This is a genomic window from Synechococcus sp. CS-1328 (genome assembly GCF_025128095.1).
Classification (GTDB): domain Bacteria; phylum Cyanobacteriota; class Cyanobacteriia; order PCC-6307; family Cyanobiaceae; genus CBW1002.
In genome coordinates this window covers 140,054-164,518 of sequence record NZ_JAHLYT010000071.1, presented here as the reverse complement: position 1 = coordinate 164,518, position 24,465 = coordinate 140,054, and the positions used below count along the sequence as shown (strand labels likewise).

Annotated in this window: 26 protein-coding genes; 10 read left to right on the top strand and 16 right to left on the bottom strand. The window is 66.7% G+C overall.

The genetic code is table 11. The features are described from left to right. Positions 1 to 12 precede the first annotated feature (12 nt). The 8 genes from tsf to KQ310_RS14180 all read right to left on the bottom strand — a co-directional run bounded on the left by tsf (position 13) and on the right by KQ310_RS14180 (position 7,024). Positions 13 to 675, bottom strand: coding sequence for a translation elongation factor Ts (gene tsf / locus KQ310_RS14215; RefSeq protein ID WP_259722377.1), 663 nt, complete (start codon positions 673 to 675; stop codon positions 13 to 15). A gap of 332 nt (positions 676 to 1,007) precedes the next feature. Continuing rightward, complete coding sequence (gene rpsB / locus KQ310_RS14210) at positions 1,008 to 1,724, bottom strand: 30S ribosomal protein S2 (protein WP_259722376.1); 717 nt, start codon at positions 1,722 to 1,724, stop codon at positions 1,008 to 1,010. Positions 1,725 to 1,903: 179 nt separating this feature from the next. Next, positions 1,904 to 2,836: a glycosyltransferase family 2 protein gene (locus tag KQ310_RS14205; protein WP_259722375.1), complete on the bottom strand. Its 933-nt coding sequence runs from the start codon at positions 2,834 to 2,836 to the stop codon at positions 1,904 to 1,906. A gap of 181 nt (positions 2,837 to 3,017) precedes the next feature. Further along, the gene (locus KQ310_RS14200; protein ID WP_011293689.1) at positions 3,018 to 3,173 is read right to left on the bottom strand and encodes a hypothetical protein; all 156 of its coding nucleotides are present in this window, start codon (positions 3,171 to 3,173) and stop codon (positions 3,018 to 3,020) included. Positions 3,174 to 3,306: 133 nt separating this feature from the next. After that, positions 3,307 to 4,059 carry a DevA family ABC transporter ATP-binding protein gene (locus KQ310_RS14195; protein WP_259722374.1) on the bottom strand — a complete coding sequence of 251 codons (753 nt, stop codon included), beginning with the start codon at positions 4,057 to 4,059 and terminating at the stop codon, positions 3,307 to 3,309. A gap of 109 nt (positions 4,060 to 4,168) precedes the next feature. Then, positions 4,169 to 5,356, bottom strand: a complete 1,188-nt coding sequence (gene devC / locus KQ310_RS14190) for an ABC transporter permease DevC (protein ID WP_399238468.1) — start codon at positions 5,354 to 5,356, stop codon at positions 4,169 to 4,171. Between the two features lie 10 nt (positions 5,357 to 5,366). After that, on the bottom strand, positions 5,367 to 6,152 hold the full coding sequence (locus KQ310_RS14185; RefSeq protein ID WP_259722372.1) for an HlyD family efflux transporter periplasmic adaptor subunit: 786 nt from the start codon (positions 6,150 to 6,152) through the stop codon (positions 5,367 to 5,369). Between the two features lie 131 nt (positions 6,153 to 6,283). After that, positions 6,284 to 7,024: a phycocyanobilin:ferredoxin oxidoreductase gene (locus tag KQ310_RS14180; RefSeq protein ID WP_259722371.1), complete on the bottom strand. Its 741-nt coding sequence runs from the start codon at positions 7,022 to 7,024 to the stop codon at positions 6,284 to 6,286. Positions 7,025 to 7,094: 70 nt separating this feature from the next. On the opposite strand from KQ310_RS14180, the gene KQ310_RS14175 reads away from it, so the two are divergent. Both KQ310_RS14175 and KQ310_RS14170 read left to right on the top strand, forming a co-directional pair. Beyond that, positions 7,095 to 8,390: a pitrilysin family protein gene (locus KQ310_RS14175; RefSeq protein ID WP_259722370.1), complete on the top strand. Its 1,296-nt coding sequence runs from the start codon at positions 7,095 to 7,097 to the stop codon at positions 8,388 to 8,390. After that, positions 8,390 to 9,691: a pitrilysin family protein gene (locus tag KQ310_RS14170; RefSeq protein WP_259722369.1), complete on the top strand. Its 1,302-nt coding sequence runs from the start codon at positions 8,390 to 8,392 to the stop codon at positions 9,689 to 9,691. Before KQ310_RS14175 ends, KQ310_RS14170 begins: the two co-directional genes overlap by 1 nt. 47 nt (positions 9,692 to 9,738) lie before the next feature. On the opposite strand, the gene KQ310_RS14165 is transcribed toward KQ310_RS14170, so the two are convergent. Next, positions 9,739 to 9,957, bottom strand: a complete 219-nt coding sequence (locus tag KQ310_RS14165) for a DUF3148 domain-containing protein (protein WP_259722586.1) — start codon at positions 9,955 to 9,957, stop codon at positions 9,739 to 9,741. A gap of 38 nt (positions 9,958 to 9,995) precedes the next feature. Then, positions 9,996 to 10,256, bottom strand: coding sequence for a hypothetical protein (locus KQ310_RS14160; RefSeq protein ID WP_259722610.1), 261 nt, complete (start codon positions 10,254 to 10,256; stop codon positions 9,996 to 9,998). A 187-nt stretch (positions 10,257 to 10,443) separates the two neighbouring features. On the opposite strand from KQ310_RS14160, the gene KQ310_RS14155 reads away from it, so the two are divergent. Genes KQ310_RS14155 through KQ310_RS14140 form a run of 4 tightly spaced genes read left to right on the top strand, consistent with a single transcriptional unit; the run spans position 10,444 to position 15,485 of the window. Further along, a complete protein-coding gene (locus KQ310_RS14155) occupies positions 10,444 to 11,034 on the top strand; it encodes a biotin transporter BioY (protein ID WP_259722368.1) in 591 nt (196 codons plus the stop codon). Next, positions 11,031 to 11,522, top strand: coding sequence for a signal peptidase II (gene lspA / locus KQ310_RS14150; RefSeq protein WP_259722367.1), 492 nt, complete (start codon positions 11,031 to 11,033; stop codon positions 11,520 to 11,522). Before KQ310_RS14155 ends, lspA begins: the two co-directional genes overlap by 4 nt. Continuing rightward, entirely contained in the window at positions 11,519 to 13,873 is a 2,355-nt protein-coding gene (locus KQ310_RS14145) for a transglycosylase domain-containing protein (RefSeq protein ID WP_259722366.1), read from the top strand. Before lspA ends, KQ310_RS14145 begins: the two co-directional genes overlap by 4 nt. Positions 13,874 to 13,880: 7 nt before the next feature. Then, positions 13,881 to 15,485 (top strand): DUF697 domain-containing protein, encoded by a 1,605-nt coding sequence (locus KQ310_RS14140; protein WP_259722365.1) that lies wholly within the window; start codon positions 13,881 to 13,883, stop codon positions 15,483 to 15,485. A gap of 360 nt (positions 15,486 to 15,845) precedes the next feature. On the opposite strand, the gene KQ310_RS14135 is transcribed toward KQ310_RS14140, so the two are convergent. Further along, on the bottom strand, positions 15,846 to 17,261 hold the full coding sequence (locus KQ310_RS14135; RefSeq protein WP_399238459.1) for a pyridoxal phosphate-dependent decarboxylase family protein: 1,416 nt from the start codon (positions 17,259 to 17,261) through the stop codon (positions 15,846 to 15,848). Positions 17,262 to 17,522: 261 nt separating this feature from the next. Between KQ310_RS14135 and KQ310_RS14130 the strand changes: the two genes are divergently transcribed. Then, the gene (locus KQ310_RS14130; RefSeq protein WP_259722363.1) at positions 17,523 to 18,020 is read left to right on the top strand and encodes a nucleoside deaminase; all 498 of its coding nucleotides are present in this window, start codon (positions 17,523 to 17,525) and stop codon (positions 18,018 to 18,020) included. Here the strand turns inward: KQ310_RS14130 and KQ310_RS14125 are convergent. Continuing rightward, positions 17,938 to 19,128: an alanine--glyoxylate aminotransferase family protein gene (locus KQ310_RS14125; RefSeq protein WP_259722362.1), complete on the bottom strand. Its 1,191-nt coding sequence runs from the start codon at positions 19,126 to 19,128 to the stop codon at positions 17,938 to 17,940. The two genes, KQ310_RS14130 and KQ310_RS14125, sit on opposite strands and share 83 nt — an antisense overlap. 54 nt (positions 19,129 to 19,182) lie before the next feature. Then, the gene (locus tag KQ310_RS14120; RefSeq protein WP_259722361.1) at positions 19,183 to 19,713 is read right to left on the bottom strand and encodes an allophycocyanin subunit beta; all 531 of its coding nucleotides are present in this window, start codon (positions 19,711 to 19,713) and stop codon (positions 19,183 to 19,185) included. A 203-nt stretch (positions 19,714 to 19,916) separates the two neighbouring features. On the opposite strand from KQ310_RS14120, the gene glnA reads away from it, so the two are divergent. Further along, positions 19,917 to 21,326 carry a type I glutamate--ammonia ligase gene (gene glnA, locus KQ310_RS14115; protein WP_259722360.1) on the top strand — a complete coding sequence of 470 codons (1,410 nt, stop codon included), beginning with the start codon at positions 19,917 to 19,919 and terminating at the stop codon, positions 21,324 to 21,326. Positions 21,327 to 21,533: 207 nt separating this feature from the next. Then, complete coding sequence (locus KQ310_RS14110) at positions 21,534 to 22,592, top strand: class I SAM-dependent methyltransferase (protein WP_259722359.1); 1,059 nt, start codon at positions 21,534 to 21,536, stop codon at positions 22,590 to 22,592. Positions 22,593 to 22,619: 27 nt separating this feature from the next. Here the strand turns inward: KQ310_RS14110 and KQ310_RS14105 are convergent, their stop codons facing one another. After that, positions 22,620 to 22,880 (bottom strand): hypothetical protein, encoded by a 261-nt coding sequence (locus KQ310_RS14105; protein WP_259722358.1) that lies wholly within the window; start codon positions 22,878 to 22,880, stop codon positions 22,620 to 22,622. A gap of 60 nt (positions 22,881 to 22,940) precedes the next feature. Between KQ310_RS14105 and KQ310_RS14100 the strand changes: the two genes are divergently transcribed. After that, on the top strand, positions 22,941 to 23,219 hold the full coding sequence (locus KQ310_RS14100; protein ID WP_311134749.1) for a DUF6439 family protein: 279 nt from the start codon (positions 22,941 to 22,943) through the stop codon (positions 23,217 to 23,219). Here the strand turns inward: KQ310_RS14100 and KQ310_RS14095 are convergent. Both KQ310_RS14095 and KQ310_RS14090 read right to left on the bottom strand, forming a co-directional pair. Continuing rightward, positions 23,185 to 23,628, bottom strand: coding sequence for an ATP-binding protein (locus KQ310_RS14095; protein WP_259722356.1), 444 nt, complete (start codon positions 23,626 to 23,628; stop codon positions 23,185 to 23,187). The genes KQ310_RS14100 and KQ310_RS14095 overlap by 35 nt on opposite strands. A gap of 32 nt (positions 23,629 to 23,660) precedes the next feature. Further along, positions 23,661 to 24,401, bottom strand: coding sequence for a GUN4 domain-containing protein (locus tag KQ310_RS14090; protein WP_259722355.1), 741 nt, complete (start codon positions 24,399 to 24,401; stop codon positions 23,661 to 23,663). Between the last annotated feature and the right edge of the window lie 64 nt (positions 24,402 to 24,465).

Sequence of the window (24,465 nt, the reverse complement as noted above, 5' to 3'; positions counted from 1 at the left end):
GTGATCAGCGGCTCAGGCTGCCTTGCCGGACATGGCGGCCACTTCGGCGGCGAAGTCAGACTGTTCCACTTCAATCCCTTCACCGAGGGTGTAGCGGGTGAAGCGACGCACCTGGATGTTTTCGCCCACCTTGCCGGCCACCTGCTTGACCAGTTCCGCCACGGTCAGGGTGTTGTCCTTGATGAAGGCCTGCTCCAGCAGGGCCATCTCCTTGAGACGCTTGCCGATGCGCCCTTCGACGATCTTCACCTTCATCTGCTCTTTCTTGCCCGCCAGGTCATCGCGACCCATCTCGATCGCCTTCTCGCGTTCGGCGATCTCGGCAGGGATGTTGTCGACGGCCACGTATTCCACGCCAGGGCAGGCGGCGATCTGCATGGCGACGTTGCGCAGCAGTTCCTGGAACACCTCACCGCGAGCGACGAAATCGGTCTCGCAGTTCACCTCCACAAGCACGCCGACGCGGGCTCCCGTATGGATGTAGCTGCCGATGGCACCCTCAGCGGCCGTGCGGCCAGCTTTCTTTTCGGCGCTGGCAATGCCCTTCTGGCGCAGCCACTCGCTGGCCTTGGTCATGTCCCCGCCGGATTCGGCCAGGGCTTTCTTGCAGTCCATCATCCCTGCGCCGGTCTTGTCGCGCAGTTCCTTGACAAGCTTCGCTGAAATCTCAGCCATGGGTGGGGTGGAGGGGAAGGGAAGGTGCCCAGTCTCTGAAAGCCGCCTGGGCGTTGCGGCAGACCCGTGTCACCAGTCAGCGTTAATGCGATGGACCAGTGAGCTGGCGTGGCGAAGCGCCCGAGTCTCTGAACAAACGAAATGGAAATCAAGGAGAATCCACCGGACTCTCCGTTCTGGATCGGGTCCACCATCAAGGTGGACATCTCAGACGACGATGCTCTGAAGTCACTTTAATGAAACTCCTCAGTTGAAGCCACTCAAAGGAGACGACTCTGATAAGGCGACTTCAACGGAGAAACATCAACTGAGAAGACTTCAAAGCAGACGACTCAGCCCTCGTCGTCGCCGCCGCGCTGGTCCTGGGCACCGTGGCGGCCTTCATTGATCGCATCGGCGAGGCGGCCCAGCACCAGCTGCACCGAACGCACGGCGTCGTCGTTGCAGGGAATCGGCACGTCGCAGAGGTCAGGATCGCAATTGGTGTCGAGCATCGACACCAGGGGGATATCCAGCTTGCGGGCCTCGAGCACCGCGTTGGTCTCGCGGCGCTGGTCCACCAGAACAACCACGTCCGGAAGGCGACGCATGTTCTTCAGTCCACCCAGGTACTTCTGGAGGCGCTCGAGTTCACGACGCAGGACAGCTCCCTCCTTCTTGGGGCGCATGGCGATGGCACCGGAGCTCTCCATGCGCTCCAGGTCCTTGAGGCGGTCGATGCGGGCCCGCATCGTGGTCCAGTTGGTGAGCATGCCGCCCAGCCAGCGCTGATTGACGTAGGACGCACCGCAGCGTGTGGCCTCAATGGCGATCACTTCGGAGGCCTGCTTCTTGGTGCCCACGAACAGGAAACGCTTGCCGCTGCGGGCGGCACTACGCACCCACTTGTAAGCGTTGTTCATGCAGACGGCAGTCTGCACAAGGTCGATGATGTGGACCCCATTGCGCGCGCAATAGATGTAGCGCGACATCTTGGGATTCCAGCGGCGGGTCTGGTGCCCAAAGTGGGCACCCGCCTCCATCATTTCGGAAAGGGTGACAACAGCCATGAATCGGGAAGTTTCGGGTTGGCCTCCACCTGCCTGGGATCCGTTGGCACGACTGCAATAGGCCAACTGCCTTGGAAGGCGAGGTTGGCAACGTCATGCCCGATCACCCGAAACGGACAGGTGTGCGGTGAATGGGACCTTGACACCGTATCAAATGGTGTTGCTGGCTCCGCAGCCCCTCAGGCCAGACCCGCCTGGCGCGCTTCCCCATAGAGCGCCCGCACGCCGATGCGGTTGAGCGGCAGCCGCAGCAGCTCCATCGCCAGCCCCGCCTTGCCGTGGCGAATTAGCCAGGCCAGCAAGGGTCTGAGGCTGCGTTCATTGAGCAGGCCACCAACCGTGAGCAGCTCCCAGAGGGCGCGATGCAGCCAGGTGTACTGGATGATGAAGCGCACCCGCCGGGTGGGGTGCTTGCGGAAGAACACCAGTCCCATCTTGGCCCGCTCCCGTTCGACCCGGATCAGGTCAGGGATCTGCTCAAGGCTCAGGGGCGGATGCCAGTGATAGCCCACGGCTTCTGGACAACGCACCAGCACCACACCGAGCCGGCGCAGCCGTTCCCCCAGCTCCAGGTCCTCCCAGCCATACAGGCGGAAGCTGGTGTCGAACAGGCCGGAGCGCTCCAGCAGCTCCCGATCGATCGCCACGTTGCCGGTGGCGAAATAGGCCCAGGAGTGGTCGTTGAGCTTGTGCGGTTCGCTGGTGGGCGCCTCGAAATTGGCGGTGTTGATCACGGCGCCATAGGTGAAGCAGAGCTTGTTGCCGCGGCCCTGCCAACTGTGCTGCAAGGCGCGGGCATGGCAGCAGAGAAAGTTTGGCAGCACCACCAGATCACTGTCGATGAACACGATCACGTCGCCGCGGGCGTGATCGACACCACGGTTCCGGCCTTCGGCCGGGCCTCCGTGTTCCTGGCGAACCAGACGGAGATGGGGAAGCGCATCGGCCTGCTGCTCGAGCCAGGCGACGGTGTCATCGGTGGAGCCGTCGTCGACCAGCACCACCTCGAAATCCTCAACCGGCGCTTCCAGCTGCTGGGCCTCGAGCGCCAGCAGGCACTTGCGCAGGATCGGCAGGCGGTTGTAGGTGGGGATGACGACGCTCAGAAACATGGCCGCTCAGGAGGGGGGATGGGCCTCGGCTCTGCAGAACCAGAGGCAGCAGCGAGGCGCAGAACAGGAGGCGCGCCGCTGAGGCCGAAGCCTCGGCCGGCAGGGCGCCGGGCACACAGCTGGGCGAAAAAAAAGGATCCCGCAGGATCCTCGACGCTCTGGGTCCAGCAAGCAGCTGGACTCAATCAGCGGCGCCGCCGTTGTTGGCCGTGCCGGTCACGCCATTGCCGGCACCTTCACCGCGGCCGTCGTTGCGCAGCTTGCGCTTCTTGAACTTGCGCGCGTAAGCGCGGTTGCGTTCCTGCTTTTCCTTCTTGAGATTCCTGCGCTTGGACATACGGCCTGCGGTAAGTGGAAATGGCTGAACTTCAACCCTAGCCAACCGACCGTCAGCACTTGGCTGGGGATTCCCGTAAGCCTGCCCTCCTGAGACCCCGCTCAAGGACCTGCTGAGGACTTGGCTTAAGCCCTTAAGCCGTGGCGTTCACTAGCGGCCGCATGTCTTCCTGCTCCTGCAGGCAGCCATCCTCCATCCGCACCAGACGATCAGCCACATCGAGGATGCGGGGATCATGGGTCACCATCAGCACGGCGCAGCCCTGCTCGCGGGCCAACCCCCGCAGCAGCTCCACCACTTCACGGCCGCTGCGGCTGTCGAGGGCTGCGGTGGGCTCGTCGGCCAGCAGCAGGCGCGGATGGGAGGCCAGGGCACGCGCGATCGCCACGCGCTGCTTCTGGCCACCGGAAAGATCGTGGGGCAGCTTGCCGAGGTGATCTCCCAGTCCTACGGCCCGCAGCCATTCACGGGCCTGGTCGCGGCGGGCGCGATAGCCGAGATCGGGCAGCAGATCGGAGCCCATCTGCACGTTCTGCTCAGCGCTGAGGAAGCCCAGCAGGTTGTGCCCCTGGAAGATCATGCCGATCTGACGGCGAAGTCGCTGGCGCTGGCGCCTGTTGGAGTCGAGCAGCTCCTGGCCGAGCACCCGCACCGAACCCTCCTGCACCTGGCGCAACGCCCCCACCAGGGTGAGCAGGGTGGTCTTGCCGCAGCCGGATGGCCCCGTGAGCAGAACCACCTCGCCGGGATGAATCTCCAGATCGATCCCCTGCAGCACCTGCCGCTCCATGGCGCCGCTGCCGTACCAGTGGCTCAGCCCCCGTAACGCCACGCTGGGGCCACCCTGCTGGGGCGCAGTCGCGGTGGCAAGAGGGTCGACGGACATGGCCGGGGAAGGGGAACGGAAGCGGACGGAAGAGAGGTCCTGAAGAGTGGTCCTGAAGACAGAAAGCGTCAGAAAAGAGATTCAGAAGAGGGAGATTCAGAGGAGAGGGTCAGAAGATTTCAGCTGGATCAGCATCGGCCAGCCGGCGCATGGCCAGGGCCGCTGAGCCCATGCACATCACCAGGATCAGAGCGAAGACCAGCACCGCCCGAGCTGTGTCCATGCCCACCGGCAGGTTGGTGGCGTTGCGCACCAGCACGTAGAGGCCCTCGCCGGCGGCGTAGGCAGGCAGGTAGCCGAGGATCGCCAGAAAGAAGCCTTCACGCGCCACCACGCCCAGCAGGGTGGAGAGGCGATAGCCCATGGCCATCAAGGTGGCGTATTCGGGCAGATGATCACTGACGTCGGAATAGAGAATCTGGTAGACGATCACACAGCCCACGATGAAGCCCATCGCCGCCCCGAGGGTGAAGATGAAGCCGATCGAGGTGCTGTCGCGCCAGTAGTTCATCTCGAAGTTGATGAAGCCCTGCTTGGTGTAGACGCGCACGTCCTGCGGCAGGGCTGCTTGCAGGCGACGCTGCACAGCAGCAACATCGGATCCCGGTCGCAGGCGGATCAGACCGACTTCGATGCTGCCCGGAGGGGTGTCGGGCAGGAGGCTGAGATAGGTCTCACTGCTGGTGAGCAGATTGCCATCGGCTCCGAACGAGGTACCGAGAGCCACCAGGCCTGCTACCCGCACCCGTTTGCCGGAGATTTCACTCTCCACCTGTCGGCCCTGGCGGAACCACTCGGCCACAGGGCCGAACTCCGGCCGGGACAGCTCATCGAACAGCACCCGTCCACGCTGGGTCAGCACCTGGCTCTTGGCGGCCAGGCTGGGGTCGGTGAACAGGGGATCGTCCGGTTCGAAGCCCAGGGTGAGCAGGGAGCGGGTGGCCCGGGTCTGGGGATTGCGCCAGAGCAGCAGGCTCCAGTGCACCGGGGTGATCCCAGCCACATCGGGATCGGCCAGGGTCTGTACCAGCCGGCGCCGCGGAAAACCGGCCATGCTCACCGAACTGCTGGAGCGGGGGCTCAGCAGCACCAGATCGGCATCGAAGAGCTTGTGGATCGTGACGCTGGCATCAAACAGTCCGTCGCGGAAGCCGAACTGCATGAACATCAGGATGCCGGCGAAGCTGATGCCCGCCAGGGCCACGGCCAGCCGGGCCGGCTGACGGGTGAGCAGCAGCCAGGACATCGGAATGCGCCTGGACGACCACAGCGAAGCCAGTGCCGCCAGGGGTTGCATCCGATCCACCTCAGCTCTCGAATCGGGTGACGATCTTGAGGCCGGCGAGGCGACGCACCCGCTCCATGTCGGCTGGATCGATGGCCAGACGCACCTCCACAACCCGGGCATCGGCATCGCCGGTGGGGTCGGTCGACAGCACATCGCGCTGGCGCACCTGCGGGCTGATCCGGATCACGCGGCCGGCCAGGCTGCCGCTGAACCCGCCGTTTTCACTGGTGATCCGCACCTTCTGCCCGAGCCTGATCCGGTCGATATCGCTCTCGTAGACCTCGGCGATCGCCTCCATGCCGGTGCCACCGCCGAGCTCGAGGATGCCGTTCGACCCCGGACGCTCGCCCGCCCGGGTCCAGATGTGCAGCACTGTGCCATCGATCGGGGCCCTGAGTTCACTGTCCACCAGGTCGGTATCAACCCGGCGCAGCTCCGAGCGGGCCTCCTCGAGATTGCCTTTCAATTCGAGCAGCTTGATCTCCCGCACCTCCAGATCACCGGTGGCGGTGGCTCCAGCACTGGCGAGGCGGCGGTAGCGGCTGGTTTCCCGCTCCAGCAGCACCAGCTGGCTCTGGAGACTGTTGATCCGGGTGGTGAGCACATTCTTCTGAGCCAGGAGGCCCGGGCGGCTGTCGAAGGTGGCCAGCACCTGATCGCGCCGCACCGCGTCGCCTTCCTCCACCAGCAGGGTCTTGATGCGTGGGCTGCCCCCCATGCCGTTCATCGGTTCGGCCAGCTTGCGCACATCACCGGCCGGCTCAAGCCGGCCCAGGGCGGAGACCGCCTCCAGCTTCTGGGTCATGGCGCTCGCAGGAGCCGGAGCAGGTCGGACAGGTGGGGTGGATCGTTGTCGGAACAGGATCACCCCGCCGAGCACCAACACCAGCAGGCCAAGACCCAGGACCAGTGGCCGAGAGCGGAGCCCTTCGAGACTCAAAGCGGGGCCGGGTCGTCGAACAGCAGCTCCTCGATGTAGCGGTCGGCCCATTCGGGGTTGAACGCCTTCTCCAGGACCCGTCTGGTCTTGTCGTTTTGTTTCTGCTGCTTGCAATAGTGGAGCTGACCAGCCCAGCGCTTGATCGTATCGGGATCATGGCTGGATTGTGGTTCCGTGCCCCTGATCGCCTCACCCAGGATCTGCAGGAAACAGGCCACCTCCTCGATGAACCACTCCTCTTCCTGGGGATTGGCCGGCCGCACGAAGCGCACGTGCCGCGAAAAGATCGAGCCCCACGGCGGCAGTTCCCGTTCGCCTTCATAGGTGTGGCGTTCTCGCCCCTCCAGGGCTGCATCGATTCGATCGGGGAGATCGCCGCTCACCGGAGAGAGGTCCACGATGGCGGCCGATACTCCGCCGCGCCCCGCCACGATGTCGGCACCGAAGACGGGCAGGTCGTAGCGAGGATCCGGGAAAAAGACGCAGTGGAGAATCTGAAGGCCGGCACCCAACCGTGCCGTTTCCAGGTGCAGCTTGCGCAGCCCACGGCAGTGACGCAGCTCGTTGCGGATGAACAGGTGTTCTCCATCGAGGCTGCCGGTGATGGCTTCCAGGGCTGGGTCCACCGCCAGCGGGGCCAGCTCCGGCAGGAGCGCCCACTGCTGGCGGATTCTCTCGGCCAGAGCATCCACCAGGGGATGGACACCCTCGGCGCGCTGGGCCTCGGTGGTGGGCATGGGCGGCAGGGACGGGCGCGTGCCGCCGGTGGCAGCAGCAGAATGCAGATCCTGCCATGCGTCTGCCACCGTGCCCGTTGCCGTGCCCCAGGGGGCGTCGCCGCTGCTGCTGCCGGATCTGGCGCCCCCTCAGCTCGACCATCTCGCCAACGGGGCTCCGGTGGTCAGCCTGTCTCTGCCGGACGCGCCGCTCACCTGCCTCAACCTCTGGTGCCGGGCCGGCAGTGCCTGGGAGACTCCGCAGGAGAGCGGTGTGGCCCACTTTCTCGAGCACATGGTGTTCAAAGGCAGTGCCCACCTGGATGCCGGTGAGTTCGACCGGCGCATCGAGGCCCTGGGTGGCAGCAGCAATGCCGCCACAGGCTTCGATGACGTGCACTACCACGTGCTGATTCCCCCCGACGCTGCCGATCAGGCCCTTGATCTGCTGCTGGATCTGGTACTGCGCCCTCGCCTGGAGGAGGAGGCCTTCGCCATGGAGCGCCAGGTGGTGCTGGAGGAACTGGCCCAGAGCGAAGACCAGCCCGAGGAGATCGCCATGCAGCGCCTGCTCGCTCTGGCCTGCCCGGATCACCCCTATGGATTGCCGATCCTGGGCCGCCGCGAGGCCCTGCTGCAGCACACGCCCGCTGTGATGGGTGAATTCCAGCGGCGGCTCTATGGGGCAGACCGTTGCATCCTGGCCCTCAGCGGAAGCCTGGAGACGGGCCCCCTGGCCGCGGAGCATCGGCTGGATCGGCTGAGCGGCAGTGCCCTGGCCGAACTGAACGCCAGCAGCGCAACACCAACGCCACCGGCCCTGCGCCTCCGGCCTGGAGTCCAGCGTCTCGCCATCCCCAGGCTGGAAGCCGCCCGCCTGCTGATGGCCTGGGCTCTGCCGGCGGCCGTTGAGCAGGAGGCCGTGATGGGCGCCGACCTGCTCACCACCGTGCTGGCGGAGGGGCGTCGCAGCCGGCTGGTGGATCGGTTGCGGGAAGACCTGCGGATCGTCGAGAGCGTGGATCTCGACCTGCACGTGCTCGAGTGCGGCAGCCTGGCGCTGCTGGAAGCGGTGTGCGAGCCCGAGGATCTGCCGGAGGTGCGCCTGGTGATCAGCCAGGTATGGCAGGAGCTGGGCGAGACGGCCCTGCCGGAGGCCGAGTGGCAACGAAGCCGGCGCCTGGTGGCCCATGCCTATCGGTTCGGGCTTGAAGCCGCCGGTGGGGTGGCGGGACTGATCGGCGCCAATGGGCTCTGGGGCCGCCATGCTCCCCTCGAGCAACCCCTGCAGCTGCTCGAGACCTGGAGCCCCGCTCGCCTGCAGCAGAGCATGCTGCCCCTGTTTGATCCGGCCCTGGCCTGCGTGCTGGAGGCCGTTCCCGCCTGATGCCCCTCCCGACGTTGTCTTTGTTCCGCACCACGCCGGAGACCATGGTTCTGCCGGGCGGCCTGCCCCTGGCGGTGGTCCATCGCCCCGGGCCAGCGATCCTGTCAGCACGGCTCTGGATCCGGGGAGGCAGCAGCCTCGATCCAGCGGGGGCCTGCGGTGCCCACCAGATCCTGGCCGGCCTGATGACCCGCGGCTGCGGCGACCTGGGTCCGGAGGCCCTCGCCGATCTGGTGGAGGGATGTGGCGCCGCGCTCCGCTGCGAGGCCACCGAGGACAACCTGCTGCTGAGCCTCAAATGCGCCCGGGAGGATGCCGATCTGCTCCTGCCGCTGCTGCTGACCATGGTGCAGAGCCCCTGGCTGCGGGCCGATCAATTTGAGCTGGAGCGGCAGCTCAATCTGCAGGCCCTGCAACGCCAGAAGGAGGATCCTTTTCAGCTCTGCCACGACCGTCTGCGCCAGCAGCTGTATGGGAACGGGCCCTACGGCCACGACCCCCTGGGGGTCGAGGCGGATCTGCAGGACCTGGAGCTGGAGGCCCTCGATCCGCTGCGCCAGAAGTTTGGGGTACACGGCGCCGTGCTGGTGCTCTGCGGTGATGTGCCCCAGTCGTTAATCACGCTTCTGCAGAGCAGCCTGGAGACGTCACCCTGGAGCAGCCAGGCGCCGCTGAAGGGGGCGGGTCCGGTGGGCCAGCCGGGGGAGCGCCTGGCCCTCTGTTCCCAGGACACCGAACAAATGGTGCTGATGCTCGGTGCCGCCACCGTGCCCCTGGGCGAACAGGACGGACTGGCCCTGCGACTGCTGCACAGCCATCTGGGCATGGGGATGTCCAGCCGCCTGTTCGTGGTGATGCGCGAAGAGCAGGGTTTGGCCTACGACGTGGGTGTGCACCTGCCCGCCCGCCGCGGCGCAGCCCCGTTCGTGTTTCACCTCTCCACGTCGGCCGATCGCTCCGCCGATGCCTGCCGGTCACTGCTGGACGAGTGGCAGCGGCTGCTGGAGCACCCCCTGGACGCTGAGGAGCTGGAGCTCGCCCTGGCCAAGTTCCGTGGTCAGGACGCCATGGGCCGGCAAACCTGCGGCCAGATCGCCGACCGTCTGGCTCTGGTGTTGGGCCATGGACTGCCCACGGATTACGTGGACCAGGCCCTGGTGCGAGCCGGCCAGCTCGATGGTGCAGCCCTGCAGGCAGCGGCCCAGCGTTGCCTGCGCCGGCCCCATCTCAGCCTCTGCGGACCGGCTGCGGCATTGGAGGGGGCCGCAGCCGCCTGGGCCGCCCACCCGTTATCGAGCTGACTTTGTCGAGCTGACTGTGTCGACCTGACCTGATCGACCTGAGAGGGTCAGCGGAGTGCCTCAGACGGACCACAGATCTTCAGGTCATCGCTGGCTATCAGGAAGCTGCCGCGACGGAAGCGCACCGTCACCTGACCCATCATCCGGATGGCCGTGACCGTGCCGACCTCGCCTGGATCGACCAGATCGGGGGGGCGCAGCATCGGCATCGGGTCGGCGGTCTTGAGATAACGCAAGGGCCGGCACAACTCGACCGTCGCACCAATCCGGACTGGGGAGGGTTCAGGCTCCAGGGGGATCGGGGCTACTGATTCTGCGCTTGATCTGTCTGCGCTTGATCTGTCTGCGGTTGACGCGTCTGCAGTTGATCCGTCTGCGGTTGATCCGTCTGCGGTGACGGCATCGTCGGTTGCCGGGTCTTCTGTTCGAGCGTTTTCAGATCCAGGGTGTTCAGATGTCGCGTCTTCGGGTGCGGAATGTTCCAGGGCTGAAATTTCGCGCGCTGATTCTCGACGAGCTGAATGTTCGGGTACCGCCGTAGCGAGGTCTGCGTTTTCAGGCCCACGGAGCTCCCTGTCCCTGCCAGCCGAGGCCGCAGCGTCAATCTGCGCCTCTTGGCCTGGCGCGGTTGGCTGTTCGGGCTGTCTGGATGGCATGGGCCTGAACTCCGCCCCCGAACCTGTCTGGCCCAAGAGTGTCTGGTCAGCTGAACCTAGCTGCAGCAGGATGGCGCCAGCCCTTTGGTTGTGCCGTTGCGGGCCCTTGCCACCTGGAGCGGCGCCATCGCCGGACTCCTGCTCATCCTGGTTGGTGGTCTGATCCAGGCCGCCGTTCCCCTTCCCTCCGGAGGTCTGAACGATTTCACGGGCACCTGGACGCTGGTGAGCCTGCCGATCACCCTGCAGGTCCCCGGCCTGTTGCTCACGGCGCTGGTCTGCGGCCCGCGCAGCAGCATGCTCGCGGCCGTGGCCTACCTCAGCGTGGGGCTGTTCCAGCTGCCGGTGTTCTACGGCGGTGGTGGTCCCTCCTATGTGCTGGATCCCGGCTTCGGCTATCTGGCCGGATTTTTGCCGGCGGCCTGGCTGACCGGCCGTCTGGCCCGCCAGCCGGGCATGAACGACCCCCTCTCCCTGGCCGGTGCCGCCGGCATCGGCCTGCTGGTGATTCAGTTGTGCGGCATCGCCAACCTGCTGCTCGGTGCTCTGGCAGGCCGCTGGAGCGGCACCCTGCTGCCGTTGCTGATGAGCTATTCGATCGGCCCCCTCCTGCCCCAGCTGCTGCTCTGCTGCGCTGTTGCTGTGGTGGCCCTGCTGCTGCGGCGCCTGCTGCTCCTGCCCTCATGACCCGTTCAACCCTCTGGCGCCGTCCCAACCGCCGCCAGCTGCTCTTCCTGGGGCTGGCGGCTGTGCTGGTGATCCTGGATCAGGTCAGCAAGCACTGGGCCATGCAGCAGCTGGCCGCCGGCCAGATGGAGACCCTGCTTCCGGGATTGCTGCAGCTGCGCCTGGTGTTCAACACCGGAGCAGCCTTCAGCCTGTTCACCGGCTCCACCGTTGCTCTGGGTCTGGTGAGCCTGCTGGTGGCCCTGGGGTTGGTGCTCTGGCTTCTGGCCCAGCCCCGCATGGGGGTCTGGCAAGCAGCCGGTTGCGCATGCTTGCTGGGGGGAGCCATCGGCAACGGTCTCGATCGCTGGCGCCTCGGAGCCGTGGTGGATTTTCTTGAGTTCGTGCCGGTGAGCTTTCCGGTGTTCAACCTGGCGGACGTGGCAATCAACGTGGCCGTGGCCTGTTTCCTGCTGGATCTGCTTGGCCGGCCCCGTTCGGTGGCATGACCAGGACCTCTCTGGCAGCGGCGCAGCTGGAGCTCTACTTGCTCGATGGCTTCAGGCGCGATCGCCTGCAGCTCCAGGGCACCGGATCTCCTGGGCCAGAGGATCCGGGTTCGGCCTCAGCTGCAGAAGGAACACAAGCCGAGGCTGAAAGCACCACGCCTGAGCAGACCAAGGCTGAGCAGACCAAACCTGAGCGCACGATCAACCTGCATGGCGGCCTCTGGCGCCTCGGCCGGGATCCCGACCTGGAGATCGTGATCGATCACCCGGCCGTGAGTCGTGAGCACGCTCGCCTGGAATGGCGCGGTCAGCACTGGCTGCTTCAGGACGCCGGCTCCACCAACGGCCTCTGGTGGCAGGGGCGGCGCGTGCAGGAGCTGCTGCTGCAAGACGGCGACACCGTGGCTTTCGGCCCGGAAGAACGCGGGCCGGTGCCGCTGCTGGTGTTCCGCCAGCCGATGCAGCGCCGCCTGGCACCCCTGCTGCGGGGCGCCTGCCTGGCCCTGGCTGGCTTGGCCGGCGGCGGGGTGTTGCTGCTGGGCCTGGCTCTGTGGCAGGCGCCGATCCGCGGCAGTCTGGCCAACGTGCGCGGACCCTTGGCGCTCTACGACCGCAACAACCGGCCGCTCAGCTCGGCGGAGGGCGTGGAGCATCGCGAGCTGGCCGCCTTGCAGGACTATCCGGCTGTGTTGATCGATGCTCTGCTGGCCAGTGAGGACAGCCGCTTCTGGTGGCATCCGGGGGTGGATCCGATCGGAACAGGCCGGGCCCTGGTGACCAACCTGGTGGGCGGCCGCGTGCTGGAAGGCGGCAGCACCCTCACCCAGCAGCTGGCCCGCAGCCTGTACCCGGAGCAGGTGGGACAGGGGGAAACACTGGGTCGCAAGTGGCGGGAGCTGCTGGTGGCCCTTCAGCTGGAAGCCCGCTTCAGCAAGGCCGATCTGCTGCTCAGTTATCTCAACCGTGTCTATCTCGGGGTGGGCTGGGGCTTCGAGGACGCCGCCCGCCACTATTTCGACAAACCAGCGGCGCGTCTGGAGCTGGAGGAAGCCGCTCTGTTGGTGGGGCTGCTGCCTTCACCCAACGGCAACGATCCCTGTGTGGCCCCCGAAGCTGCCCTCGACTCCCGCAACCGCGTGCTGGCCAAGATGGCCGACACCGGCCGGATCGGTCGCGATGCGGCCCGCCGGGCCCGCCGCCAGCCGGTGCAGCTCGCGCCCCAGGCCTGCCGATCCAACGGACCTGGCCGCAACACCCCCTTCTACAGCGATCAGGTGCGCCGTGATCTGGAGGCCCTGGTGGGGCAGGAGGTGGCGCAGGAAGGCAACTTTCTGATCGATACCCACCTCGATCCGGCCCTGCAACAGCGGGTGGAACGGCAGCTGCGCGACTCCCTGGCTCGGCCGGCCTTCAGCGGCGTCAGCCAGGGTGCCGTGGTGGTGCTCGACAGCCGCAGCGGTGGCATCCTCGCCATCACCGGCGGCCGCGACTATCGCCAGAGCCAGTTCAACCGCGCCTCGATGGCCCTGCGCCAGCCGGGCAGCACCTTCAAGCTGGTGCCCTATCTGGTGGCCCTGGAGAAGGGGGCCAGGCCGGGTGATCGGGTCGGCTGTGGCCCCCTGCAATGGCGTGGTCAGTACTTCGCCAGCAACTGCGGCGGCAGCCTCAGCCTGCGGCAGGCCCTGGCGCGCAGCAGCAACACCGCTGCCCTGCGGCTCACCCAGCGGGTCGGCCTGGAGGCGGTGGTGAACAAGGCCCGCGTGCTCGGCATCAGCAGCCCCCTGGCGGCCGTGCCGGGGTTGGCCCTGGGGCAGAGCGAAGTGACGCTGCTGGAACTCACCGGTGCCTACGCCGCCATCGCCAACGACGGCCTCTGGCATCAGCCCAGCACGATCCGCCGCCTCACCGATGCGGAACTCTGTGGCGGGGGTGCACGGCTGGCCGATCCCGCCACCCTCCAGCGCTGCAAAGCCAGTGCGGTAGGCAGTGCTGCGGGCAGTGGCCGTGGCGAGAGCGATCCAGGAGGGCGTCAGCCCACCGCCACCGTTTCCCCTGGGAGGCGGGTGAGCAGCGAAGCCACGGCCCGCGCCCTCCAGGATCTGTTGCGTGCGGTGGTGCGCAGTGGCACCGGCAGCGAGGCCTACCTGGGGGGGCAGGAGGGCGGCAAGACCGGCACCACCAACGAGGGCAGGGATCTGTTGTTCGTGGGCTTCGAGCCGCGGCGCCACTGGGTGATTGGCGTCTGGCTCGGCAATGACGACAACCGCCCCACCCACGCCAGCAGCGCTCTGGCCGCGGGCCTCTGGGGCGATCTGGTCCGAGGCTCTGGCACCACGAGTCCAACGCCATGAATACCCCATGAAGCTGCCCGCCAGGCCCTGGATCTGGCTGCTCGTCGCCCTGGCGGTGCTGGTGCTGGTGGGCATGGTGTTGCAGACCGTCAATCAGCTGCTCTGGCAGCTGAGCTACTGGCTTCCGGGCTGGCTGGTGGGTCCGATCGCCTTGCTGCTGCTGGCCGGGCTGCTGCTGTTGCTGGCCCGGCTGGTCTGGCCCTGGCTCCAGGGCGGACGGCGCTCCGGCCGTTCCAGCCGCAGCGGCTCCCCTGCTGGTGAGCTCCCACCGCCGCCGAGCAATCGCCAGGAGGCAGCCCAGAGCCAGCTGGCCTCGATTGACGCCACCCTCGATCGCGTGCGGGATGCGGTGGCTCGCGAGGCCCTGCGCCAGGAGCGCGAGCGGGTGCAGGCCGAGCTGGAGCGCGGCGATCTGGTGATTGTGCTGTTCGGCAGCGGGTCGGCCGGCAAGACCTCCCTGATCCGTGCCTTGCTGGGCGAGGTGGTGGGCGAGGTGGGGGCCCCGATGGGATCCACCGCCGGCTCGAACCGCTACCGGCTGCGGCTGCGGGGATTGCGCCGGGCCGTGATCCTGGTGGATACCCCCGGCATCCTGGAGGCCGGCGTCGATGGGCGGCGTCGGGAGCAGGCCGCCCGCGATCAAGCGGCCCGGGCCGATCTGTTGCTGCTCGTGGTGGATGGCGATCTGCGGGCCAGCGAGCTGGAGGTGTTCGACACCCTGGCCGGGCTGGGCAAACGCCTGCTGCTGGTGCTGAACAAGTGCGACCTTCGTGGTGAACAGGAGGAACAGCGGCTGCTGGAACTGCTGCGGCAGCGTTGCCAGGGCCGGCTGAGCGCCGCTGATGTGGTCAGTGCCAGTGCCTCCCCCCAGAGCGTGCCGATGCCAGGGGGCCGTCCGCTGCAGCCACCGCCTGAAGTAGACGCCCTGCTGGGCCGCCTGGCGGCGGTGCTGCACAGCGATGGCGAAGAGCTGATCGCCGACAACATCCTCTTGCAGAGCCGCCGGCTCAGTGAGGCCAGCCGCGCCCTGCTGGCCCGCCAGCGCCGCAGCGATGCGGACCGAATCGTGGATCGCTACATGTGGATCAGTGCCGGGGTGTTGGCGGTCACGCCCCTGCCAGGCGTGGATCTGCTCGGTGCCGCCGCCGTGAATGCCCAGATGGTGGTGGAGATCGGCCGGATCTACGGCATCACGCTCAGCCGCGCTTCAGCCCAGGATCTGGCTCTTTCGGTGGGTCGCACCCTGGCGGGGCTGGGGCTGATCAAGGGGGGCGTGAGCCTGTTGAGCGGGGCTCTCAGCCTGCAGCTGCCGACCCTGCTCGTGGGTCGCGCCATTCAGGCGGTTAGTGCCGCCTGGCTGACCCGGGTGGCAGGGCGGAGCTTCATCACCTACTTCGATCAGGACCAGGACTGGGGGGATGGCGGCCTTCAGGAGGTGGTGCAACGCCAGTTCGAGCTCAACCGGCGCGAAGGAGCCCTGCGCCGCTTCCTCGATCTGGCCCTGCGCCGCGTCGTGGAGCCCCTGCAGCGACCGGAACAGACCGCACTGCCGCCACGCCGAAGGCCTCCGGCGGAGGCGGCAGCAAGGGACCCTGACGATCCAGAACCGTGATCAACACCAGGTAGGCCACCCCGATCAGGATCGACAAGGCCCCGGTGACGACGGCCACCCACTGTCCACGGCGCCGATCCCGTTCGACACCGCCAGGGGGATCAGCCGCTGCTGTGGCCCTGGTGGAGCTGGCGGCAGCCTCGGAGCGGCCGGCATCGTCCAAGCGGACAGAATCCGCACGGGCGGCATCGCCGGAACGAAACGGAGCGGAAGAGAGCTTGTCGGGCGTCTCCGGTGCGGATGGGTCCATGGCGGCTGGAAAGAGGGACGAAGAAGGAGAGGGAAAGGAAATGGGATTGGGAATTGGAATGAAAAAAAATGGGAATGGAAAGAAGGAATAGCGATCAGGCTGGATCGTCTTCAGGGCTGCGGCAGAAGCGAGGCGTGCACCAGCTGCGCCAGCCGCTCCAGGTGCTCAGCCCTGGTGTGGGGGTTGCCGAGCACGGCCTTGAGGTGATGGCGGCCGCCGTACAGGGGCCGCGACAGCATCAACTGCTCGGCCAGCAGGCGCTGGCGGGTTTCGGCGCTCCAGTGGTTGGCCTGCGCGGCGTCATAGCCGGTGGGGCAGAAGGCGAGCAGGTGCAGCCGGCCATCCTGAAGGTCGAGCCGATCACCACAGGCCAGCTGCTGGCGCAGATGTCGGCGGCGCTCAATGGCGCCATCCAGCACCGCTTCGATCCCCTCCAGGCCCAGTTGCCGCAAGCCAAGCCAGAGCTTGAGGATTTCGGCAGGGCGGGTGCCCTGCAGCCCTGCCTCACCGCCATGGCTGCCCCCCCAGCTGGGCTCCATGTAGGGAAGCCCCGTGCCGAACACCTCCTCCAGCCCCGCCGGATCGGCGAGCAACAGCACGGAGGAGGTTTTGGTGATCCCCAGCAGCTTCTGGGGATTCAGGGTGATCGAATCCGCCTGAGCCAGACCCGCCACCCGGTGGCGGTGGCGATCGCTGAGGGCGAACACCGCTCCGATCGCCCCATCCACGTGCAACCAGATCCCCTGGCGCCGGCACAGAGCCGCCATCGGCTCGAGGGGATCCACCGCTCCCCGTACGGTGGTGCCGGCGGTGGCCACCACAGCCAGCACCGGCACTCCCTGGGTTCGCAGCGTCTCCAGCCTGGCCTTCAGGGCCTCGATGTCAAGACCGCCCGAGGCATTGGTCGGCAGCGTGAGCAGGGCCGTGGCCGGCAGTCCCATCACCGTGAGGGCCTTGGCCAGGGACACATGGGCGTCCTGGCTGCAGAGCACCACCGCCTGGCCGCAACAGGCCAGCCCAGCGCGGTGGCGTGCCAGCACCAGCGCCATCAGGTTGCTGAGACTGCCACCGCTGGCCGGGATGCCACCGGCACCGGCCGGCAGACCGATCGCTTCGGCCAGCCAGCTGCAGAGACTGCGCTCCAGCCGGCTGAGGCTGGGGGAGAGCTCCTCCGCCAGCAGGTTGTTGTTGAGGCCGGCGCAGATCAGATCCCCCACGATCGAGGCCGCCAGGGGCGGGGGGTCGAGGTGGGCCAGGGCTCCGGGGTGGTGGGGGTTGTAGGCCCCATCCATCAGTTGCTGCAGATCGGCCAGCAAGGCTTCCGAAGGCAGGCCCAGTGCCTCAGGAGCCGCGCTGGGCAGCACACTCAGACCAGGCAGGGGCGAGCGGGCCAGGCTGCTGCCCATCCAGGCCGTGAGCTGGCTGGCAGCCCGATGCAGAAACGACTCCAGGGCCGCATCCGGCTGGGCTGGATCGGCAAAGGGCAGGGGCGAAGCGGCCCGCAGAGCTGGTGGCGCGCTGGCCAACGGCGGACAGTCAAGTTTCCCCATTCTCACCTGAGGGGAGGAGCATGGTCAGACGCCAGGTTTGGTCAGGCCCGCGCTTCGCTGCCACGATCGGTGCCGATACTCCGTCGGGACGACCGGCACCACCAGCCTTTGCCGACCCAACAGCTCCGCCCTGATCCGCTGGGTTCAGGTGACTCTGATCTCCCGCCCGATCCGAACCACGGCCCTGCCGATCTGGCGTCACGAGCCACTAACGAGCACACCAGGCTGGAGAGCTGGATGGAACGCTTGCTGCGCCATGCAGCAGCTGTCGGGCAGACCGGTGAGATTCCTGTTGCTGCTGTAATGCTAGATGCCCAGGGACGCTGCATCGGCTGGGGCAGCAACCGCCGCCATCGCGATCAGGACCCGCTGGGCCACGCCGAGTTGGTGGCCCTGCGCCAGGCTGCGTTGCTGCTTGGCGACTGGCGTTTCAACGCTTGTACCCTGGTGGTGACCCTCGAGCCCTGCCCGATGTGTGCCGGCGCCCTGGTGCAGGCGCGGGTCGGGCGGGTGGTCTATGGCGCCTCGGATCCCAAGCGGGGCGCCTTGGGGGGGTGCCTGGATCTGGCCAGCGATCCCAGCGCCCACCACGCGATGACCGTGGTGGGCGGGGTGCGCGGTGAGCAGGCTGGAGCTCAGCTCACGGCCTGGTTCAGGCAGCGGCGGAGCGGAAGGCAGGCAGCTCGGCCTCGAACAGATCCAGCAGCCGATCGACGTTCTCGGCGCGGCTGTTGAAGCCCATCAGACCGATGCGCCAGACCTTGCCGGCCAGCACACCGAGCCCACCACCGACCTCAATGCCATGGGTGTTGAGCAGGTGGAGGCTGAAGGCCTTGCCATCCACGCCCTCCGGGATGCGCACGGTGGTGAGGGTGGGCAGTCGCAGCGCCTCAGGCACATGGGGCTCCAGACCCAGACGCTCCAGACCGTTCCAGAGGCGCTCCGCATTGGCCCGGTGCCGGGCCCAGGCATTCTCCAGACCCTCTTCCGCCAGCAGACGCAGGGCCTCGCGCATGCCGAAGTTCATGTTCACCGGGGCGGTGTGGTGATACACCCGGTTGCTGCCCCAGTATTGGTTCAGCAGGCTCACGTCGAGATACCAGTTCGGCACCTTGTCCCGCCGGGCCGCCAGTTTGGCCTCAGCCCGGGGACCCATGGTGAAGGGACCGAGGCCTGGAGGGCAACTGAGGCCCTTCTGGCTGCAGCTGTAGGCCAGGTCCACCTTCCAGTCGTCCAGGAAGACGGGGATCGCCCCAAGGGAAGTCACGGTGTCGAGCAGCAGAAGGCAGTCGTATTGACGGCAAAGCTCACCGATGCCCTCCATGGGCTGGCAGACCCCGGTCGAGGTTTCGGCATGCACCATGGCCAGGATGGCGGGCCGATGGTGTTGCAGCGCCGCCTCGATCTCCTCCAGGGTGAACGCCTCCCCCCAGGGGCGTTCGATCGTGGCCACCTCCGCCCGGTAGCGGCCGGCCATATCCGCCAGTCGGAGGCCGAAGTAGCCCTTCACGGCCACCAGCACCTTGTCGCCCGGTTCCACCGTGTTGGCCAGGGTGGCTTCCATGGCGGCACTGCCGGTGCCACTCATGGGAATCGTGAGGCGATTGTCGGTCTGCCAGGCGTAGCGCAGCAGCTCCTGCACCTCACCCATCAGCTCCACATAGAGCGGATCGAGATGGCCGATCGGCATCCGGGCCAGGGCCTGAAGCACCGTGGGGTGCGCGTTGGAGGGCCCGGGTCCGAGCAGAAGACGATCCGGAGTGGCGATCGGGCCGAGCGTGCAGCGGTGAGCCTCGCTGACGGGATGTTCGCCGACGAGCTGGCGGGCAGGAGTGGAGACCAAGACCGAGGGCGGTTGGGGTGAGACGGGTGAGCCTAAACAGGGAGACGCCGCTGATCAGCGGGCACGCACGTTGGTGGAGGCCAGACCGCGGCAGAGGTGATCAAAGGGAGCCTTCACCACAGAGTCCAGCAGGGCTGCGTCGGCAACGCCGGCCTCGGACAACTGCTCACACACCACCACGCCCAGCAGGGCGATCCCCCGGACGGTGGGACCGGTGGGAACCCCCAGGCTCTTGTAGGTGTCATCCAGACCATTGAGCACCCGTTCGTTGAGGATCGTGGCGTCGTCAGCGATCAGGGCGTAGCTGGCATAGCGGAGGAAATAGTCCATGTCCCGCAGACAGGCAGCCAGACGCCGAGTGGTGTAGGCATTGCCGCCGGGCAGGATCAGTTCAGGATCCTCTTTCCAGAGCCGTTGCGACGCTTCGCGCACGATCTCGGCAGCGTCTCGGTTGATCAGCTCCACGGCCGCCAGACGAAGGGCGGACTGGGAGTAGAAGCCGTTGATGCGGTCGATGGCATCGCGATCGAAATAACGACCAAGCTGGTCGTAACGGCCGATCAAACCAGTGATGGCATCGCGCATGGGTGTTGTAGATCGACGCACCTGCAGCGGAAACTAGCACTCACCAACCAGCCACATTCCTGCTGCCAGCGGTGTTCTCGGCAACTTGACAGAAACGGTTACGCAAAGCGGGACCATGGGACCGGGCTGGCGCGTGAGCTTCGGGGCGATCCCTACCGTCCAGTCAACCCGTGGTCTGTGCGGGATCCCACCACCACTCCGTCATGGCCCAAACCACCCGGGACGTCCTGAGCCTGATCAAGGACGAGGGAATCGAGCTGATCGACCTCAAAGTCGCTGATCTGCACGGCAGATGGCAGCACCTCACCGTCTGCGCTGACCAGGTCAATGCCCGGGCCTTTGCTGACGGGCTCGCCTTCGACAGTTCCTCGTTGCGTGGCTGGAATCCTCTCCAGGACTCAGAGATTGCGCTGGTGCCCGATCCCGGCACCGCCTGGATTGATCCTTTTCACAGCCACAGGACCCTCAGCCTGATCTGTTCGATCCAGGAGCGCCGCAGCGGCAAGCCCACTGGCTGCTGTCCCCGCTCCCTGGCCCAGAGGGCCTTCGCCTATCTGGGCTCGACCGGTCTTGCCGACACGGCTTATTTCGGGCCCCAACCGGAATTCTTCCTCTTTGACGATGGGCGCGACAGCTCCAGCGAGGCGAGCTGCTACAGCAACAAGTCCAGCGAGGCTGCCTGGAACAACGGCGACGGGATGCATGGCAAGCAGGGCCCCTGGCGAGCCCCGTGGAACGACCCTGTGGCTGCGCACGACACCGATCAGGACATGCGCAGCGAGTTGGTGCTGTTGCTGGGCTCGCTCGGGGTTCCGATTGAAAGGCATCACCAGGCGGTGACGGCATCGGGCCAGCAGAGGTTGGCCATGACGGATACGGAACTGATCAGGGCGGCAGACAACCTGATGACCACCCGCTATGTGGTGCGCAATCTGGCCAGAAAATATGGACGGTCGGCCACCTTCATGCCGCAGCCGGTTCATGGCGCCAACGGCTCGGGACTGCCTGTCCACCAGAGTCTCTGGAAGGCTGGCCAGCCCCTGTTCTTCGGGGAGGGCACCTACGCCAACCTCTCCCAGACCGCGCGTTGGTACATCGGTGGTTTGCTGCGCCATGCCCCCAGCTTTCTGGCCTTCACCAATCCCGGCACGAATAGTTACAGGCGGCTGGTGTCGGGCATCGCAGCGCCGGTGAACCTGATCTATTCCCAGGCCAACCGCTCAGCGGCGGTGCGCATTCCGATCACAGGCCCCAGCCCCAGGGCCAAACGGCTGGAGTTCCGATCCGGCGATGGCCTGGCCAATCCCTACCTCGCCCTCTCGGCGATGCTGATGGCCGGACTGGACGGCATCAGGAACCAGATCGATCCCGGTGAGGGCATCGATGGGGATCTGATCGGACTGCCGGCCGATCAACTGGCCAGGATTGCAACGGTTCCAGCCTCCCTGAGCCGCACTCTCGAGGCCCTAAATGCTGACAAGGACTACCTGCTGGCTGGCGGAGTGTTCAGCGAGGATTTGATCGCCAACTGGATCGCGCTCAAGGACGCGGAGGTGCAGCAACTCCGTCAGCGGCCCCACCCCTACGAATACAGCCTCTACTACGACGCCTGAGTTCTGAGACTTGATCGCATCGCAGGGCGGATCGCATCCCAGAGCGGGTGAGCGCGCCAGGTGGGTCCGATCTCAAGACGGGTCATGTCTCTAGCAGGGGCAGGTCTATGGGACGAATCAGATCGCGAAGCTGGTCAGGAGCCTGGCTCACGGAAGAGCCTTCCAATCCGCTGAAATAAACCAATCTGTCTTCGCTCCGGCCCCTCCATGTCCGATCAGCTCACCAAGCTGGCGTACCACACCCTGCAGCAGGGCAAGAGTCTGGTCGGGCTGGCCCACAAGGAAGTGAGCAGCCGCCTCATGGACCTGCTCAGCCCTGAGGTCAGCGCCCGCACCGTGCCGGTGCCGCCCGCCCTGCTGGCCATGCTGCAGGCGTCGATGAATCGTCTGCTGGATCGGGACTGGCAGGAAGCGGAACAGGGCCTCTATCCGGCCTCCCTGCTGTTCGATGCCCCCTGGTTCGACTGGGCCAGTCGTTACCCGTTGGTGTGGCTGGATATCCCTGCCACCTGGAACCGTCGGCGCGAGCGCAAGGTGCGCGACCTGCCTCAGAACGTGGATCCCGCTGCCTACCCCGAGTACTACCTCCAGAATTTCCATCACCAGACCGACGGCTACCTCAGCGACCACTCCGCCGCCCTCTATGACCTGCAGGTGGAACTGTTGTTCAACGGCACCGCTGATCCGATGCGGCGCCGGGTGCTGCGGCCCCTGGTTCAGGCCCTGAAGAGCTTCGGGGATCGGCCGCCAGGATGTCTGCGGGTGCTCGATGTGGCCACCGGCACCGGCCGAACCCTGCGCCAGCTGCGTGGTGCCCTGCCCGAGGCCCAATTGATCGGGCTCGATCTCTCCACCGCCTACCTGCGGCAGGCCAATCGCTGGCTGGCGGAGCTGCCTGGCGAGCTGCCCCAGCTGATCCAGGGCAATGCCGAAGCTCTGCCATTCGCCGAGGCCAGCCTGCAGGGAGCCACCTGCGTGTTCCTGCTGCATGAACTGCCGGGGTCGGCGCGGCAGGCTGTGCTCAACGAGATCCAGCGGGTGCTGGAGCCCGGCGGCGTGCTGGTGCTGGCTGATTCGGTGCAACTGAACGATTCCCCGGAGTTCGCCGTGCCGATGGAAAATTTCCGGCGCGTCTTCCACGAGCCTTACTTCCGGCACTACATCGAGGACGACATCGATGCGCGGCTGACGGAGGCCGGATTCGAAGCCATCGCTGCCGAATCCCATTTCATGACCCGCGTCTGGACCGCCCGCAAACCGCTCTGAGCCGAACCGCCTTCCGGCGGGAGCAGCTCAGCGTTGGAGCCACCAGGCCAGGATCAGGCCGGCACCGGCGCCTCGCAGGCCCACCCAGAAGTGGCGTCCGGGCTGGGGTTGCCGCAGCCCCTGGGGCAGGGGATCGAGTAAACGCTGGGCAATGGCGAGCCGTTGCCGCTGGCGACGTTGCCAGGCGGCCTGTCCGAGCTGCCGAGGTGCTGCGCTGGCCATGGTGAGCACGGCAGCCAGCTGATGCAGGGCACCGATCGGGCGGGTGCGGCGCGTGGGGTGAGGCATCCCGCCAGGATGGGCGCCGCCGTTGTGTGTTGTCCAGTGACCCAGTCAGCTGCTTTGAATGTGAAACGGGACTGGCCCCCGCAGGCCCTGGAGCAAGCCGTGGCTCTGCATCGCAGTCTCAGCATCGGGGATCGCGACTGGCACGCCCTCAAGGCCCAACGGCCGCGCCGTGGCGCCGAGCAGATTGCGGCGGCCCTGGTGCAGCTGCTCGGAGAGGACAGCCCGGCCTCGACCAGCTCAACCGCAGCGCGGGAGCGGGCGATCGCGTTGTTGGAGCATGGCCTGGCCTGGCTGCGCCAGGAGATCAGTGATCCGGGCTGTCCAAGCCACGGGCATTGAGGCGGCCAGGGGCGCTGAAGCGGGAGCGCCGAACGGCCAGTTGGAGGCGGTTGCCGCGACCGCTCCAGCGCACATCATCAAAACAATGGTGAATCAGGAACAGGCCCCGGCCGCAGGGGGTGTCCTCGTGGTCGGGCAAGGCATGGCCGCGATGGCCTGCTGGCACACCAGGTCCTTCATCCTGCACCTGCCAGACCAGCCAGCGCGGCGTCTGGATGCGGCGAATCCGCAGGCATTTGCGCGGATCACAGCCGTTGCCATGGCGCACAGCGTTCACCAGGGCCTCCTGGAGACCCAGGTGCAACTCAGCAAGGGTGCGCTCGCAGCGCACCGGCTCCAGCAGCAACTCCACCAGCGGAGCCAGCTGCAACGTGGAGGGAGTGATGAAATCGGACCAACGCAACGCCAACAGATCTGGATCCGCAGCTGCCGGAATTGACCCTACCCCGCGGCCTTCTCGATGCGCTGTCGCAGGGCGGGATGCTGCAACAGTGCATCCATCAGCCGCACCCCTCGCAACTGGTTGACCAGGGGCATGTGCCCCTCGGGGGCCTCGATCGACCAGGTGAAGGAGCCGGGATAGCGCGTCCAGAGGCCCTCGTGCTTCCAGCCCAGGCGAGGCCAGAGCAACTCCCAGCGCCCGCCACAGGCGGCCAGCAGGCGACCCTGCACGGAAAAACCGAAGCGACCACGTGAATAGACCTGCCAGAGCCGATCGAGGCTTTCCAGGTCAACGGCCGCGATGGCTGGCACCTCGCTGTAATACACGTAGCCCCGTTGCACGGCGCCGCTGCCGGCGAGCTGGCGCAACAACTCACTGGTGAGCCGATCGGCGACCTCGAAGTGCTGCAGCATCAGATGGTGCTGCAGCGGGGCGTAGTCCAGCCCTGCACCGCTGGTCACCGCCAGCCAGCCGTCCGGGTAGCGGGCCAGCACCTGTTCGCGCAGCGGCTGATCGCCTGCCTTGAGCAGGAGTTGCAGCAGAAAACCCAGGGCCCAGTCGTCACCGGTGGCATCCCAGCCATCGAGGCGGTCACCGATCAGCGGAGCCAGCTCGGAAGCGCGGCCCTCCAGCTGGCCCAGCAGGCTGCGCCGTTGACGCGGGGAGGCGGAGAGGAAGCGCTCCAGCAGCTGATCAGGCGCCGCACTGGCGGCGACGGAAACCGGGGAACCGGAGAGCATGGTGGGGAACCAGCCAGAGGGGGCGCCAGTGTGGGCCCACTATGTCAGTCGGGTCTGAGGACGC

Excerpts from the sequence above, each read along its gene's own strand:
- lspA (WP_259722367.1), top strand. The coding sequence starts at position 11,031 with ATGACCCGTTCAACCCTCTGGCGCCGTCCCAACCGCCGCCAGCTGCTC.
- KQ310_RS14205 (WP_259722375.1), bottom strand. The coding sequence starts at position 2,836 with ATGTTTCTGAGCGTCGTCATCCCCACCTACAACCGCCTGCCGATCCTG.
- rpsB (WP_259722376.1), bottom strand. The coding sequence starts at position 1,724 with ATGGCTGTTGTCACCCTTTCCGAAATGATGGAGGCGGGTGCCCACTTT.
- KQ310_RS14090 (WP_259722355.1), bottom strand. The coding sequence starts at position 24,401 with ATGCTCTCCGGTTCCCCGGTTTCCGTCGCCGCCAGTGCGGCGCCTGAT.
- devC (WP_399238468.1), bottom strand. The coding sequence starts at position 5,356 with ATGCAACCCCTGGCGGCACTGGCTTCGCTGTGGTCGTCCAGGCGCATT.
- KQ310_RS14120 (WP_259722361.1), bottom strand. The coding sequence starts at position 19,713 with ATGCGCGATGCCATCACTGGTTTGATCGGCCGTTACGACCAGCTTGGT.
- KQ310_RS14185 (WP_259722372.1), bottom strand. The coding sequence starts at position 6,152 with ATGACCCAGAAGCTGGAGGCGGTCTCCGCCCTGGGCCGGCTTGAGCCG.
- KQ310_RS14200 (WP_011293689.1), bottom strand. The coding sequence starts at position 3,173 with ATGTCCAAGCGCAGGAATCTCAAGAAGGAAAAGCAGGAACGCAACCGC.
- KQ310_RS14145 (WP_259722366.1), top strand. The coding sequence starts at position 11,519 with ATGACCAGGACCTCTCTGGCAGCGGCGCAGCTGGAGCTCTACTTGCTC.
- KQ310_RS14105 (WP_259722358.1), bottom strand. The coding sequence starts at position 22,880 with ATGCCTCACCCCACGCGCCGCACCCGCCCGATCGGTGCCCTGCATCAG.
- KQ310_RS14140 (WP_259722365.1), top strand. The coding sequence starts at position 13,881 with ATGAAGCTGCCCGCCAGGCCCTGGATCTGGCTGCTCGTCGCCCTGGCG.
- glnA (WP_259722360.1), top strand. The coding sequence starts at position 19,917 with ATGGCCCAAACCACCCGGGACGTCCTGAGCCTGATCAAGGACGAGGGA.
- KQ310_RS14110 (WP_259722359.1), top strand. The coding sequence starts at position 21,534 with ATGTCCGATCAGCTCACCAAGCTGGCGTACCACACCCTGCAGCAGGGC.
- KQ310_RS14195 (WP_259722374.1), bottom strand. The coding sequence starts at position 4,059 with ATGTCCGTCGACCCTCTTGCCACCGCGACTGCGCCCCAGCAGGGTGGC.
- tsf (WP_259722377.1), bottom strand. The coding sequence starts at position 675 with ATGGCTGAGATTTCAGCGAAGCTTGTCAAGGAACTGCGCGACAAGACC.
- KQ310_RS14130 (WP_259722363.1), top strand. The coding sequence starts at position 17,523 with ATGGAACGCTTGCTGCGCCATGCAGCAGCTGTCGGGCAGACCGGTGAG.
- KQ310_RS14170 (WP_259722369.1), top strand. The coding sequence starts at position 8,390 with ATGCCCCTCCCGACGTTGTCTTTGTTCCGCACCACGCCGGAGACCATG.
- KQ310_RS14180 (WP_259722371.1), bottom strand. The coding sequence starts at position 7,024 with ATGCCCACCACCGAGGCCCAGCGCGCCGAGGGTGTCCATCCCCTGGTG.